Annotated in this window: 13 protein-coding genes; 6 read left to right on the top strand and 7 right to left on the bottom strand. The window is 39.7% G+C overall.

Annotated elements, in window-relative coordinates:
- Positions 1-98 precede the first annotated feature (98 nt).
- Both AUF14_RS20685 and AUF14_RS20680 read left to right on the top strand, forming a co-directional pair.
- Positions 99-1,253: a trans-sulfuration enzyme family protein gene (locus tag AUF14_RS20685; protein WP_102866619.1), complete on the top strand. Its 1,155-nt coding sequence runs from the start codon at positions 99-101 to the stop codon at positions 1,251-1,253.
- Positions 1,254-1,406: 153 nt separating this feature from the next.
- Positions 1,407-1,865 (top strand): hypothetical protein, encoded by a 459-nt coding sequence (locus AUF14_RS20680; protein ID WP_102866618.1) that lies wholly within the window; start codon positions 1,407-1,409, stop codon positions 1,863-1,865.
- Positions 1,866-1,957: 92 nt separating this feature from the next.
- On the opposite strand, the gene AUF14_RS20675 is transcribed toward AUF14_RS20680, so the two are convergent.
- Together AUF14_RS20675 and AUF14_RS20670 are read right to left on the bottom strand one after the other, a co-directional pair.
- Entirely contained in the window at positions 1,958-3,727 is a 1,770-nt protein-coding gene (locus AUF14_RS20675; protein ID WP_102866617.1) for a putative polysaccharide biosynthesis protein, read from the bottom strand.
- Between the two features lie 77 nt (positions 3,728-3,804).
- Positions 3,805-4,500: a TIGR00266 family protein gene (locus AUF14_RS20670; protein ID WP_016178303.1), complete on the bottom strand. Its 696-nt coding sequence runs from the start codon at positions 4,498-4,500 to the stop codon at positions 3,805-3,807.
- Between the two features lie 105 nt (positions 4,501-4,605).
- Between AUF14_RS20670 and AUF14_RS20665 the strand changes: the two genes are divergently transcribed.
- Positions 4,606-5,385 (top strand): ABC transporter ATP-binding protein, encoded by a 780-nt coding sequence (locus AUF14_RS20665; protein ID WP_048719733.1) that lies wholly within the window; start codon positions 4,606-4,608, stop codon positions 5,383-5,385.
- A 313-nt stretch (positions 5,386-5,698) separates the two neighbouring features.
- Here the strand turns inward: AUF14_RS20665 and AUF14_RS20660 are convergent, their stop codons facing one another.
- Positions 5,699-7,399, bottom strand: a complete 1,701-nt coding sequence (locus AUF14_RS20660) for a M3 family oligoendopeptidase (protein WP_102866616.1) — start codon at positions 7,397-7,399, stop codon at positions 5,699-5,701.
- An 80-nt stretch (positions 7,400-7,479) separates the two neighbouring features.
- Positions 7,480-8,616, bottom strand: a complete 1,137-nt coding sequence (gene ald, locus AUF14_RS20655) for an alanine dehydrogenase (protein ID WP_049219394.1) — start codon at positions 8,614-8,616, stop codon at positions 7,480-7,482.
- 296 nt (positions 8,617-8,912) lie between these two features.
- On the opposite strand from ald, the gene AUF14_RS20650 reads away from it, so the two are divergent.
- The gene (locus AUF14_RS20650) at positions 8,913-9,305 is read left to right on the top strand and encodes a zinc ribbon domain-containing protein (protein WP_102866615.1); all 393 of its coding nucleotides are present in this window, start codon (positions 8,913-8,915) and stop codon (positions 9,303-9,305) included.
- Between the two features lie 19 nt (positions 9,306-9,324).
- Here AUF14_RS20650 and AUF14_RS20645 read toward each other — a convergent pair whose 3' ends face one another.
- Positions 9,325-10,839, bottom strand: coding sequence for a helix-turn-helix domain-containing protein (locus AUF14_RS20645; RefSeq protein WP_102866614.1), 1,515 nt, complete (start codon positions 10,837-10,839; stop codon positions 9,325-9,327).
- The gene (locus tag AUF14_RS20640; protein WP_070503342.1) at positions 10,808-12,340 is read right to left on the bottom strand and encodes a helix-turn-helix domain-containing protein; all 1,533 of its coding nucleotides are present in this window, start codon (positions 12,338-12,340) and stop codon (positions 10,808-10,810) included. Before AUF14_RS20640 ends, AUF14_RS20645 begins: the two co-directional genes overlap by 32 nt.
- Before the next feature lie 327 nt (positions 12,341-12,667).
- Between AUF14_RS20640 and AUF14_RS20635 the strand changes: the two genes are divergently transcribed.
- Positions 12,668-12,943 carry an HU family DNA-binding protein gene (locus tag AUF14_RS20635; protein ID WP_010743624.1) on the top strand — a complete coding sequence of 92 codons (276 nt, stop codon included), beginning with the start codon at positions 12,668-12,670 and terminating at the stop codon, positions 12,941-12,943.
- 99 nt (positions 12,944-13,042) lie between these two features.
- Here the strand turns inward: AUF14_RS20635 and AUF14_RS20630 are convergent, their stop codons facing one another.
- A complete protein-coding gene (locus AUF14_RS20630) occupies positions 13,043-14,185 on the bottom strand; it encodes a tyrosine-type recombinase/integrase (RefSeq protein WP_010743623.1) in 1,143 nt (380 codons plus the stop codon).
- Between the two features lie 212 nt (positions 14,186-14,397).
- Between AUF14_RS20630 and AUF14_RS22640 the strand changes: the two genes are divergently transcribed.
- Complete coding sequence (locus tag AUF14_RS22640; protein ID WP_010743622.1) at positions 14,398-14,568, top strand: hypothetical protein; 171 nt, start codon at positions 14,398-14,400, stop codon at positions 14,566-14,568.
- Positions 14,569-14,570 lie beyond the last annotated feature (2 nt).

Raw genomic sequence — 14,570 nt, 5'->3', positions numbered from 1 at the left:
TCGGCTAAGTTTCTTATGGGAATTCTTCCAAAAAACATGAAAACGCTTCGAACAGTGTTAAGCTAAACTTGTGAGAAATGAGTAGGGAGGATTTTGAGATGAACGATAAGACAAAAATGATTCATGGATACCATGCATTTGATGGAGAAACCGGCGCTTCTTCAATACCAATTTACCAATGTTCGACTTTTAAGCAAGACTCTATTAAGGAAGGACAGCCGTACACTTATTCCCGGTTTGGAAATCCTACACGTACATCTTTAGAAGAGGCAGTCGCTGCATTGGAAAACGGGAAATATGCGACAGCATTCGCATCTGGAATGGGCGCGATATCGGCGGTTTTGCTGAGCTTTAATCAAGGGGATCATTTAGTCATGTGCAAGAGTATTTATGGCGGCACCTTTCAATTAGTGAATGAAGTGATGAATCGTTTTGGGATTGAGGTGACCTTTGTCGATGAAACCAACCTAGACGAATGGGAGCATGCGATCCGTCCTAATACAAGAGGACTTTACTTAGAAACACCATCTAATCCATTATTATCAGTGACAGATATTGCTGGCGTTGTAGCGATCGCCAAGGCGCATCATCTAGTGACAATGATCGATAATACGTTTATGACACCGCAATTTCAAAAACCATTGGCTCTAGGAGTCGATATTGTGATCCACAGTGCAACTAAGTTTATCAATGGGCATAGTGATGTGGTGGCAGGTTTAGTGATTACGAATGATGAAAAATGGCACGATCAAATCAAACTGCAGCAAAAGGTTCTTGGCGGGATTTTAGGAGTCGAAGATTGCTGGTTGACGATGCGAGGATTAAAAACGATGGCTTTGCGAATGGAGCAAAGTGCTCGCAGCGCTGAAAAAATCAGTCAAATGCTGGAGAATCATCCAGCTATACAGAAGGTTCACTATCCGGGCTTATCTAATCATCCCGGATATGACATTCACAAACGCCAGGCAACCTCTGGAGGAGCGGTCCTATCCTTTGAGTTAGTTAACCAAGAAGCGGTTTACACCTTCGCAGAGGCGTTGCAGATACCGATTGCGGCTGTTAGCCTTGGTGGTGTGGAATCGATCTTATCCTATCCAGTAACGATGAGCCACGCTTGTGTTCCAAGAGTAGAAAGAGAAAAGCAAGGGATAACAGATGGCTTGCTGCGTTTGTCTGTAGGAATCGAAGACACAGAAGACTTGCTAGCAGATTTGGAACAGGCATTGGCTAAGGTTCGTGTAACAGTAAAATAGTTAGAATCAACGCGTCGGGAATTTTCCCGACGTGTATTTTTATGTTTCAATATGCAAAAAAATAGTTGTCATTTTTCTTTTTTTAAGAAAAATGATCCCTTACTATGAACTAGTTCGGTATAATGGTATCATCTCTTGGAGGAAGTGAAAGTCATGCTTGAAAATTTTTTACGTCCAGAAGTCTTGCTTTCAAACGTCATTGTTTGTCTAGCAACTTTTTTGATTACGCGATGGGCGCTAAAACGAAAGAAAAAGCCGCAGTACCAAAAAGAAACTGTTCAGATACCGAAGCAAACGGCAGACGGAGTAGCTGTCTTAGAGGCTTCATTGACAACGCTGCGATCGTATAAGAACAATCTCAACCAATACGGCTATGCGTACTTTCAAGAAACGACACCAATTGTAATCGAACAATTGAAGGCAGAGGCGAACAGCTTGATCCTTTCTGAAGGGACTCAGACAATTCACGATCTGCTGCAAAAAAATTACGAGAGGCTAATATCGTTTCAGCAACAGGAAGTCGCAGATACGAAAAAATTGGAATTAGAAGTATTGAACCATGTCAATAAAACGATCATTGATTGGCGCAATCTTCTGAAGCACAGCAAATAAATGCTAAGTATAAGCTCAAGGAAGCCTCATTTTTTAGCACATAAAAACACACCCCCGCTGCAGGATACTGATATACAGCAGGGGTGTGTTTTTTAAAGACGTAATCGGCGGCGAATACCATTTACACGTGAGCCTAACAATTTGTCGGCCATTCGTGTTTTTAAGGCTAAAACCATGTAGGTAAATCCACCAAAGGCAGCTACGATGAGAATAATGATCATTGATTGTATCTTAGAATCCGCGCTTAAGATGACTTCGCAGCCGAACTTAACGATATAAGCGACAATGCCCATAACAATGGACATTACTGTGACTTTAGCGATAGAAATCATTGTTTCTTTAAATGGAAACTGCGAAATGACATGAATGCGATCCAACAAAAACATATTTGCCACTAAGAATCCTACAAAGGATGCAATAAGCGGCCCATACGCCTCGAACATAAAGATTAAAGGGAATTGCGCGACGATTTTTACAAATATCCCAATACATAAGAACCATACGGCCTGCATATTGCCATCAAGCCCCTGCAGCATTGTTGAACAGACCATGAATAAGCCCATCATGATCCCCACCACGCAGGAGGCTGCTAATAATTCTGAGCCAAGGGCATTCGGCCAGTAGAATAGAGTATTTAACGGATAAGCAAGGACAATCATTCCGACAGTTGCCGGCATCATCACAAAGAAAAGCAATTGGATATTATTCGTCACTAATTTTGCCAAGCCCTCGTGATCCTTTTTCGTAAAGCGCTCCGTAATCAACGGCAGACCAGCTGTAGCCATAGCGGTTCCTAGTGCGATCACGACCATTGTTAATTTATCTGGATTAGCAGAGATTAATGTAAAGAGATCAGCATTTTTCGCCGCAGAGTAATCTGTTACGATCGACATGATTTTTTCAAAGGAATATTGATCAATCAGTTTAAAAATACTAATGGCGCTCCCGACAATAATAAAAGGAATCGCCTGTTGAATCATTTGAAGAACGAGTTGTCCTCCAGAGAAGGTAATCTGGTTATTACTCTCTCGAATCAGCTCACGAAAGGCTGAGCGTTCCTTAAGTAATGAAAAGAGCAGCACACCCATCGCAAAAGCCACACCAATGAAAGCCGCAAAGGTTGAGTGAACCACGGCAGTCTTATAGCTGCCATTGTTGATCTGCATGATAATGAAGGCCGAAGCCAGCATGTAGCAAACCCGCGCGATTTGTTCGATGATTTGAGACAATGCGTAGGGCTTCATGTTGTTGTTCCCTTGGAAGAAACCCCGAATCACACTCATCGCTGGAAAGATCAGCAACACAACACTTAAAGAGCGCATAACAGGAACTAAATCAGCGTTTCCTTGAGATAGGTATGGCGCACCTAGATACATGATAGCTGCACAAAGGATTCCTCCGATGGTCATCAGCCGCATCGTATAAAATAGTAATTTTTTACTTAATCCATATTCATTCATGGAATTATAGCGGGCGGTTTGTTTTGCCACTGCTGCAGGAATTCCTGCAGTAGAGATCATTAAAAACAACGCGTATACATTGTAGCCCTTCGTATATAAATAATTCGCTTCTAGACCGTGGGGTTGCATCCAGGCGATCCACGGAATTACATAGACAGCACCCAGCAGACGAGAGAAAATATTACCGATTGTCAGCCATGCTGTACTTTGAACCATTTTTTCCTGAGCGTTTGTCTGCTTGTTCGAAGCGGCAGATGGTGCTACAGTCGGTTCCTTCTCAGTAGCTTGAGGAGTCTTTTTTTTATATTCGTTCTTTTGCGGCGCAGCCGCTTCGCTATGATAACGAGCCACCCGTGAAGGCGTTTGATTCAGCCCGCCATCTTTTCTTGTATTTTCAGTCATATAAACCAGCTTTCTGCAACAGTATCCCCCATATTTTACCTGTTATTTCTCCTTGTTACAATGCTGAGAGTGAATCTTTAAGATTTAGGGATAAAGGGATCAATATGATTGGCGAAGCTTTCAAGGTTTCGTGTTTGGATATAAACAGTTCCACGGCCATGAAACTCATTCACGACGCCTTCGCCAGTCTTGAAACCAAAAGTGCCAGAAGCAACACGAATGTTGTAATCTAACGAATTTGTCCAAGCAATCACGTGCTGATTGTCGATAATGACTGGAGAGTGTCCATCTAATTCGATTTTTTCTACATCACCAAAAGCAGAAACCAAAATCTGTCCACGTCCAGTTGTTTCCATCACAAAAAGTCCTCCCGTACCGCCTAAAAGAGCACCTGAAAGCTTTTGTCTTTGCATTTGGTAGCTGACATTCTCCTCACTGGCAAGAAAAGCCCCCGTGTTCAAACGCCAATGTTCAGCTCCGACATCTAAGGCGAAGATTTTTCCAGGTACGGCAGGTGCGATAGCAATCATCGCTTCATTGGAGCGAGCAGTAGCTGTACTGATAAAGAAGCTTTCACCACTTGTTACTGAACGACCTAAAGCACTTAAGGCGCCACCAAGTCCTTTTTTTCCGTTTGTATTCATATGTCCCTCAAGCTCGATATCTCCCAGCTGGTAAACCATCGCGCCTGGTTCAATTCTTAATTTTTCTCCTCGTTGTAAATGAACCTTCGCAGTAGGAGCGAAGGTACTGGCTGATAATTCATAGTTCATAGGTAAAACTCCCTTCTAAGTCATTTGATAAATTATATCATTTTACGTATCTTTTCTGTGAGATTTTGATAAGATTGTTAAAAGGGATAAGATGGAGGAAGAAATATGGAAATTTTAGCTTTTGAACAGGTTCAGTTTATTCGTCAACAAAATGCTTTGCTGCAGGATATTGATTGGCGTATCAAAGCTGGCGAAGATTGGGCGGTTTTAGGGTTGAACGGTGCAGGAAAGAGTTTACTGCTGAATATGATTTCAGGCAGCTTATGGCCCACTTCTGGTAAATTAACCGTTTTAGGTCAGCGGTTCGGAGAAACATCTATTCCTGATCTAACGAAACGAATCGGCTGGGTAAGTCAATCACTGCAGGAACGAATTCATCGCGAGGAGCAGGCGGAGGCCATCGTATTGTCAGGAAAATTTGCCAGTATTGGGATTTATCAAAAATACTCGGAGGCTGATATGGAGGAGGCAAAGCAGCTTTTACTATCACTTGGGGCGAAAAAATTAATCGGCAAAGTCTATCAGGTTTTGTCGCAAGGGGAGAAGCAAATCGTTCTGATCGCGCGTGCACTCATGGCAAAACCAGAATTATTGATTCTCGATGAGCCATGTAATGGTCTTGATTTATTTGCTCGAGAAGATTTGCTGGCACGAATTAAGCAGATGAAACAGACTGCAGATGCACCGAGCTTGCTGTATGTCACGCACCATACGGAAGAAATCCTGCCGCTGTTTAATCAGGTTTTAATGATTCGCGAAGGTAAAATCTTCAACCAAGGACCACGGACCGAACTGTTAAAAGAAAAAGTATTGAATGATTTTTACCAACGACCGATCGCGCTTCATCAAATGAGTGGGGATCGGATGATGGTGATTCCTAAATAAATCCTAGAATTCCTCTCTATGCAGAGGGATTTTTTTTTGCGAATTCTGCTTTTCTCAGTTTGTTAGGCTTGAGCTATAATTATTAACTTTCTTGAATATAGCGAACAGACTCCTTAGCAGAATCGTATAACTGAGCTATCTGCAGTAATTAACGAAGTAAAAATATCGCATAAGAAATATATGTGCATTCCCCCCAAAAAAATCACAACAGTCAACACAATCGTCCAATTTTAGATTTTTCATTTGTCATAAAAATTGCCATGAAAGCAATAAGAAAACCTCAGGAGTAATCTGCTCCTAAGGTTTTCTTATCTCAGCGTAATTCCGTTTCCGAAATGTGTGACAAGTAATCATCGACTGCTGTTAAAAGACGGCTCATCTTTTCCTGATCAAAAGGTGAGGCAAGGTGACCTAACTGGACTGTTTCCAAAAAGGTTTTACTTCCGCCGATACGACAAATCGCAAGATAATCCTGCCAAGTAGATGGATCATTTTCAACAATCTGTCGTTGCCAAAATTGTAAGGCGCATACCTGGGCTAAAGTATAATCGATGTAATAGAAGGGAACTTCAAAAATATGACCTTGACGATACCAATAAATTCCTCGTTCTAAAGCTTCGGAGGCCTGGTAATTCCGTTCCGGACAATAACTGTGCTCCAGTTCACGCCAGCAGGCTTTTCGCTCATGCGCTGTCCATTCAGGATGCAGATACACTTCCTCTTGAAAATGATCAACTAAAGCACCATAAGGTAAAAACTGCAGTGCGCTGCTTAGATGGGCAAATTGATATTTTCTGCTATCGGTTCCGAAGAAGTTCTCCATCCAAGGCCAAGTTAGAAATTCCATACTCATAGAATGGATTTCGGCGGTGTCCGAAGTTGGAAAAACCAGCTCAGGCTCTTTGATCCAGCGAGACAGATAGCTTTGGAAGGCGTGTCCTGTCTCATGAGTCAGGACATCAACATCATCTGACGTACCATTAAAATTTGCGAAAATGAAGGGCATTTGAATAGCATCGATGAATTCACAATAGCCGCCGCTTTGTTTTCCTGAACGACTGGCTAGATCCATGAATTTTTGTTGCGCCATCAAGTCAAAAAAATCGCCAGTCTCATCGGAAAGTTCCTGATACATCGCTTGGGCTTTTTGAATTAATGCTTCTCCTTGGCTTTGCGGACGAGGATTGCCATCTGGATAAACGAGGGGCAGGTCATAATGTAAGAGTGCTTCAAGCCCCAAGCGATCAGCCTGTCGTTGATAGAGCTTTTGATTGATTGGTACGACCTTTTCCAGAATAAATTGGCGGAAATCCTGTAGCTGACTACGATCATAGCTCCAGCGATTCATTAAATGATCTCCGTACTCGACATAATTCTCAAAGCCTAGTTTTTCTGCCTGCTGATGGCGCAGCTGGACTAAGCGATCATAGATCTCATCAAATTCTTCTTCGTGGGCGACAAAAAAGCTGTCGTAAAGTTTTTGAGCAGACTCTCGGATTTCTCGGTTTGGATCAGTAAAGAAGGCAGATAACTCTGACAGTGTCCGTTTCTTACCGTTAAAGTCCAATTCAGCTGAAGCGATCAATTGAGTGTATTGGCTAATTCCTTCATTTTCCTGCTGTTTTAAAGCAATAACCGAGTCATCTAATAGACGTAGTTGATCCTGTGCATAAAGAAATAGTGTTGTCGGGAAATCCTTTTCTAATTGTTCCAGATAAGAAGAGGATAGCAGGCTTTTGTAAAAATGATTGTGGATTTGATCAACTATAGGAGCATGTTGATCCCAAAAGTCATTTTCCTCACGATAGAAGCTGTCCTTTGTATCGATTGAGTGGCGAATGTAGGCCAATTTCATGTTTTTAGCCATCTCAGCACGTAATTGATTTAGCTTTTCTAGAGCTGCCTTTGCGGCTGGGTAATTTGGAGCTTCGGAAAATTGTTGAGTAACTTGATGAAAGAGCGTTTCATATTGTGTTAAATCAGGTCGCTGATACAGAATTTCAGAAAAAAGCATGATGAACCTCCTAAAATATAAGAACCTTCTTCATTATAGCAAAAAACCTGCCAGCATCACGCTGACAGGCTCTTCCTGTTTTATGAATTCATCATTAATTCTTCGTTTAATACCTCGTCAATTGAAGTATATTCCATGTTTAAGTCTTTAGCTACTGGCTCAATTGTCAGCTTGCCATTGTAAGTGTTGACTCCACGTCGAAGGGCTAAGTTATTCTTCAAGATTTCTTCTAATGGGTTATTTGCTAACAGATTTGCATACGCCATCGTGCTGTTGCTCAAGGCATATGTCGCTGTTTGTGGAACGGCACCCGGCATGTTTGCTACTGCATAGTGAACCACACCTTCAGTCACGTAGGTTGGATCATCATGAGTCGTCACGCGGTCTTCTGTTTCGAAGATTCCACCTTGGTCGATCGCGACATCCACGATTACTCCATGATCAGGCATTTGAGCAACCATTTCTTTGGTAACCAATGTTGGTGCTTTGTGTCCTGGGATCAATACGGCACCGATAACCAAATCAGCCGTTTTCAAACATTCTTGAATGTTGTAGCTATTTGACATCATAGTTTGTACGCTGTTGCCGAAAATAATATCCAATTCCTTCAAGCGAGGAACGCTGACATCTAGCAAGGTTACATTAGCACCTAGACCTAATGCTAATTTAGCGGCGTTCAATCCAACAACACCACCGCCGATTACGACTACATTTCCGCGACGCACACCAGGAACACCAGATAGTAGAATACCTTTTCCACCGTTGACACGTTCTAAATAATTCGCGCCGATTTGTGCCGCCATACGTCCTGCGATTTCACTCATTGGAGCAAGTAACGGTAAGGTATTGTCAGCTGGCTGGACATTTTCATAAGCAATCGCATTGACACCACTATTAACTAATGCTTCAGTCAATGGTTTGTTTGCTGCTAAATGCAAATAGGTAAATAGTAGCAACCCTTTGCGGAAATATTGATATTCTTCAGGTAGAGGTTCTTTGACCTTCATCACCATTTCAGCCGCCCAAACATCTGCGGCACTGTCGATAATGGTTGCACCTGCTGCCGCATACTCTTCGTCCGTAATGGCAGAACCTTTACCAGCGTCCTTTTCAACTAATACTTGATGACCACGATTGGTTAAATCAAATACACCAGATGGGGGAAGGGCAACACGATTTTCATTGTTCTTGATTTCTTTGGGAATTCCAATAATCATTTGACACACTCCTTCTTAACGATTCGTATACGAAGTGGATTCGCTTACAAAACAATTGTACAGGAATTTCGAACAATTTCAAATAAGAATTTGCAAAGTTTTTATACAATTTGAACGATTGCGACCAAATGAAATCCTTTACACTTTTTAATCTTCCGCGTTAAATGCTTAGAATGTTCTTATTGATCAGGGCTGCCTGATAAAAATTATTATTTTTATAATTGAGAAATAAAATATTTGCGAAAATGGAAATTACTGGTAATAATAGATTAAGGAGATGAAGGAGCGAAGTTACTATGCCAGATATACAACGAATCAATCAATTAAAAGAGCAGGTCAGCTTTTTAGAAGCGCGCCTGACTCGTTATGAAGAATTATTACACGGCTCGGTACTAAAGCGGATCATCTTTGGGGGTGGGCGGCGAGCAAAGCTTAGTATTCTCGAAATCGTGATCGGTTTGATTGTTTTATTATATACACTATTTAGAATGGAATTAAGCGTTATCTCATTGGTGATTATTGCTTTAGCGTTGATTATGATTCTTTTTTCTGTGATTCAGTTGAATGTGTTTCGGAAAAAGAACGGCACTGAGAAGTATCAGCGAATGATCAACAGCTTAACAGCAGAAAAGGCATCAATGGAAAAAGAGCTGACCCGTTTAGTCGATGAAAAAAATGGACTTGAGTGAACGTACTCAAGTCCATTTTTTAGGTTCGCAGCAACTGATTGTTGGTTTTGTTGATTTCATCTACCATTATCTGAATTTTATTTAAAGAGTGCACGCTGGGACAAAGTTCAACGGCGATGATGGGTGTTTGACAGTTCGGTACATCGAATGTGGAGGTGCTGATGACAATATCGTGTTCTTCAAAAAGCTCCGAATAGCTTCGATTATGCAGTTGCGAAGCATTTATTTGATGAATCGTATAGTTTCCTCGAAGTGATAAACGCAAAAGCTCCGTCAATAAGCTTTCCTGCATAATAGAATCAGTAGACACGACCAAAAGTTTAACGGGCTTTTCTGATCGCCTCATTCCATTTAAGCAGTTTGGAACAGTAGCTATGATTTGATAGATATAATTATCAATAAATTCATCTGAATTAAAGAGATGATACTCCTCAGTAAATTCGAGTATGAGCTTACGCAGCTGATAGACGCAATGAGCATGAAAAGTCTCTAGCAACCGCAAGCAATCCTTTTTCCGATCCTGGAGAATACTGATCATTTCCTTTGTTTTTGCGTGGAAAAGATGCTGATTAATCAAGATTGTCGCTACTTGATCCTTTTGTTTTGCAGTTAGTGGAACGATCAGCATTCTACTGAGTTTTTCTGCTAACTCAAGGTGTATTTCATAATGATAGGCTAAAGAATAATTATTCTCCATGACCTTTTTCTTTTGTTTATCTCCTAATAAGAATAAATCGGAATAAAGCAGCCAAAAACTATCCTTCACGATGTCTTCGGAACAAAGAATTCCCAGCTCTCTCCGCAGGTAGGGCTCAAACCTGTTGACTGTGTATGGATTAGGTGCGCTGATCGCAGTTGATCGTAATCGTTTCGGAACAATACGATGTCCTCTTGAGATTCGTACTAGACTGATAAAAAAAGTAATTGATAGACGGTTATACTGAGCCAGCGATAATGATAGCTCATTTTCTCTAACTATCGAGCGAACAATTTTTTCGCCAAAATGAAAAAATTCCGAACTGAAACGTGTGTTTTCACGGGCTTCTTTTTTCTCAGAAAAATATAAAAAATATAAATGCCGAATAGCTGTCTCATCACCCGTTAAACGAAAAGGGCGACGCTGGATAGACATTTTCCAGCGCCCTAATGTTTCTTGCAGGTCCTTCATTGATGCTTGAACTGTACTCAGACTGCAGAATAGTTTTTTCGAAAGCTCTAATAGTGTATAAGATTCTTCATAAAAGATCGCTTCTAGCAGTTTAAAAGCAATTGAGTTTCTAATTAACGTTGAATATAAAATATCAATTGTGGCATTATCTTTGAGTTCTAAATGATATAGACTATTTTCTCGCACTATCTTGTAATACTCGCTTTGATTGTTGATGGCGCGAATATCATTTAGAAATGCAGGTATCGTACATTGAATGATTGACGATAATTCCTCACTCGAACGTGGATGTTGAGAGTAATAGAGTGTTTCAACTAACTGTAATTGTCGCTGACTATCTCGTTTCAGTAGACGGCGTAAGTTCATGATGTAGTTCCTTTCGTGATAAAAGTGGGTCAAATTGATTAATAAACTGTTGAATTCGATCAAAATCTTTTGCCGTTGGAAAAGCGTTGATCGCAATCAAAGGACAAGCAGGTACTAGATCCTTCATCGTAACATTCGTAACAATCAGATCGTATTGCTGTGTTAAGTCAGTCAGTTGATCCTGCTTGATGAAGGGCGTCTCAAAGTGTTCATACGTGACTGCACCCTTGATGAAATCAGGAAAAACAGAATGCCAAAAGCGTTCATGAGTGGTGGAAGTATCTGACAGGAGAAGAACCTTGATAGGTCTGTCAGAATTAATTAAACGCTGCAGCAGATTATCTATCGTTGTTATCAAAAAACTGATATACAGCGGAACAAATTCCTCCTGATGAAGCGGCGATAAAAAGTTGCTGACAACATTCTCAAGCTTTTTGATTTCTCGATAGTATTTTTTATCAATTAAATGCAACATAATTTTTTCTGATTCGTGCAAAATTTCGATTGAATGCTTTTCTGGATAGTAGCAAAATAATTCATTGCCGAGCAACCGAGCAGCGTCGACCATTTCATTTTGTGAAAGTGGTGTACTCAATAGATCGCTGACCGCTTCCAGCAATAAATAGTGTGTATGGTAGAAATTTGCTAGGCGTCTATTTCTTTTGTGAACCAGTGCTTGCTGTTTACGATTCAGAAGCAGTTGATGTGAAAACAACGGCCATAAGCACTCTTTTAGACAAGCATTGGTAAACTCTAAAGATGTTTCCCGCTTGATCAAACGTACTAATGATTCAAGCTGCTTCACATTAGGTATAATTAACCCGCTGTAGCGGTAAATTCGCTTCATTTTATGCCCATGCTTTTGACGTTGCAGCCCAATCAAAAAGCTATGCATTAATTGGAAATGAATGTTCATATTATTCGTAATTTGATTTTCTTCTAGAATACGACGAATTAACTCATCCACAGAATTCAATAGACGCTGAGAAAATCCGTAATCAGCAAACTCCATACGCGACTCTTTAAAGAAGAGATAAAACAAATGCCGAATTGCTCCTTCATCGCCAACCATTTGTAACGGTCGATGTGTAACCGTGATATCCCATTTGATCACTTCCTTCTTGATGCTGATTAAGTAACGCTGCATATTTGAAAAGCTGCAGTTCAATCGATCAGCAGCAGGTTGGATGCCGCGACTTTTTTCAAAAAGTAGACTGTTAATGACCTGATATTCTAAACTAGTGCGTAAAATATACGCATAAACTGCATCAATCGTTGCATATGAATCAAAGTCGATCGTATAGAGTCCTTTGATTTTCGTAATTTTAAACGGCAAATTTTCTCCATTAAGAAAACGAACATCGGTGATTAATGCTGGGAGTGAACAATTTAATGATTCCATTAATTGTTCCGATGTCAGGAGTTCCTTTGCATAATATAATTCTTCAACCAACTGCAAACGACGAGATGTCTCCTTCTTCATTAACCCTCTCATATTCATAAATAAAACCCCTTAAAATGTTTTTTTATTTAATATAATCTTAAAAACCTGATAAAACAAGCGTACCAGCCTTATTTATTTGTTATATTTGTTATTTAACTAATTATCAATATAAAATATTATAATTTAGAATACCAATTTAATAAGGAAATGTACAAATTATTTTAAAAAAATTTGAATAATTTTTTTATTTTTTAATTTCTAATAAATAAAAAAATAAAAAATCCAAAAAAAGAGAAAAAGGAGTGTTAACTGTTGCCTTTCCCCGCAAGAACGAATAGAATTGTCTTTGGAATACATTAAAAAAGATAGTGGAGGCTATACATTATGATCAATAAGCAAAGTTTAGTTGAACAAGTAGCAGAGAAAACAGGATTGACCAAAAAGGACGCAACAGCAGCCGTAGATGCTTTATTTGACGGAATTCAAACTTCATTAAAAGATGGAGAAAAGGTTCAAGTAATCGGCTTTGGAAACTTCGAAGTACGTGAACGCGCAGCTCGCAAAGGCCGTAACCCTCAAACAGGCGAAGAAATCACTATCGCAGCCAGCAAATCACCAGCTTTTAAAGCCGGAAAACAATTAAAAGATGCTGTAAAATAGTATCGTCATCAAACCTGTTGGGGCTGTAAGGCTCTAGCAGGTTTTTGTTTTGTGCTAAGGTCAAAAGGGGCAAAAAAGGGGCAAAAAGAAAAAGAATGATTATAAACCATTCTCTTCTAGTTGGCTGATTAAATCAGTCTTCATTTTGTCGGTGATGTGCGTATAGATTTTATTTGTGACGTCGGCATCTTCGTGACCTACTCGATCCATAATAGCCTTCAGAGGTGTATTTTGTTCGGCGAGTAGCGATACATGGGTATGTCTAAGAATATGAGATGTTAACCGTTTGTGGATCCCACTTTTTTTACCTGCAGCAGCAAAAGAACGATTGAATGAACTATTTTGCATCGGCGTACCTGATCGGGTCACAAAAACGAACCCATCATTACTAAAATCAGATTCGGATACCAAATCTAGTTTATTTTCTTCAAAAGTACGTTTTACGAGATCAACCGTTCGCCGAGTCAATTGGACATCTCTATTCGATTTCTGGGTCTTAGTTGGTCCTATCGCTTTTTGTTTGTAACCTTTGCTGTAGTCGATTGTACCTCTAATGTGAACGATATTATTATCCAAGTCAAAATTTCCTTCTCTTAATGCGACTGCTTCGCCAAAGCGAACTCCTGTTAAATACATAAATTCAGCTAATCGACCGACACGAAAGGTTGACCGACTTTTATAAAGTTGATCTAGGATCAATTTTACTTCATTTTTTTCAAGGTACTTATCCTCAATACGTTCTATATCTTCTAGGGTTTTCGCTTTAGGGATAATCTCTACGTTTTCAACAGGGTTTTTATCAACGTAGCCGAGTTTAATCGCATATTTGAATACTAAGTTAAGATTCGACTTGATATGGGCGATATAAGTCTGAGAATAGTCGAGAGAGGCAAAGAAGTTTTGCAACAATCTTGTATCAATATTTGAAATCAGAATGTCTTCGTTTATATTCTTGAAAATAATTTTTCGAATGGCTACATACGTGTTCTTTGAGTTAGGTCTCAAAGATTTAAAATAATTATTTTCCCATTCAGTATAAACTTGCTGGAAGGGGACTTTCTCGATTTTCTTTTTAGCCAGTTCATTTTCTATTTTATCATTCAGGATACTTAGCGCTTTATTCCATGCTTGTTTTGATTGGCTATTTAGTACCACTGATTTTTTCCGAGTCTTTTCAGTATACGGGTCTTTGTAGCGTTCAATAAACTTGAAACGCCCATCTTTCAATGGTTCTACCCACATTGTCATTTTCTCCTATCATTTGGTATAATAGGCACAACTAAAGAAGCCTATGCCTATAGGCGCTTTATTTTTGCACGATCATACTCTTGCCGGGGTGGGATGTGTTTTTTGTCTAAGCATTTTAGAAAAAAAGTATTGAAATTTATGCTAAAATGAATTTAAATAAAAGTATTCAATATTTATAAAAAAAAGAAAGATAGTAGGTGGTCGTTATGAGAAAAAGAATTACAAATTTTAGTGTTGCAATTACAATTTTTCTTGTTGCTTTGTTCCCTACTTTGCTTCTTTTTGAAAAAGTTGGAGTTAATGATTACATAGGTATTTTAGTAGCTATTCTGATAGCAGCTATTTTCAAGCATAATGTCAAATTTGAGGCATACTAGTT

The organism is Enterococcus avium (assembly GCF_002891025.1).
Taxonomy (GTDB): domain Bacteria; phylum Bacillota; class Bacilli; order Lactobacillales; family Enterococcaceae; genus Enterococcus_A; species Enterococcus_A avium.
The sequence above is the reverse complement of the archived record's forward strand: the minus strand, read 5'-3'. Positions and strand labels throughout refer to the sequence as shown.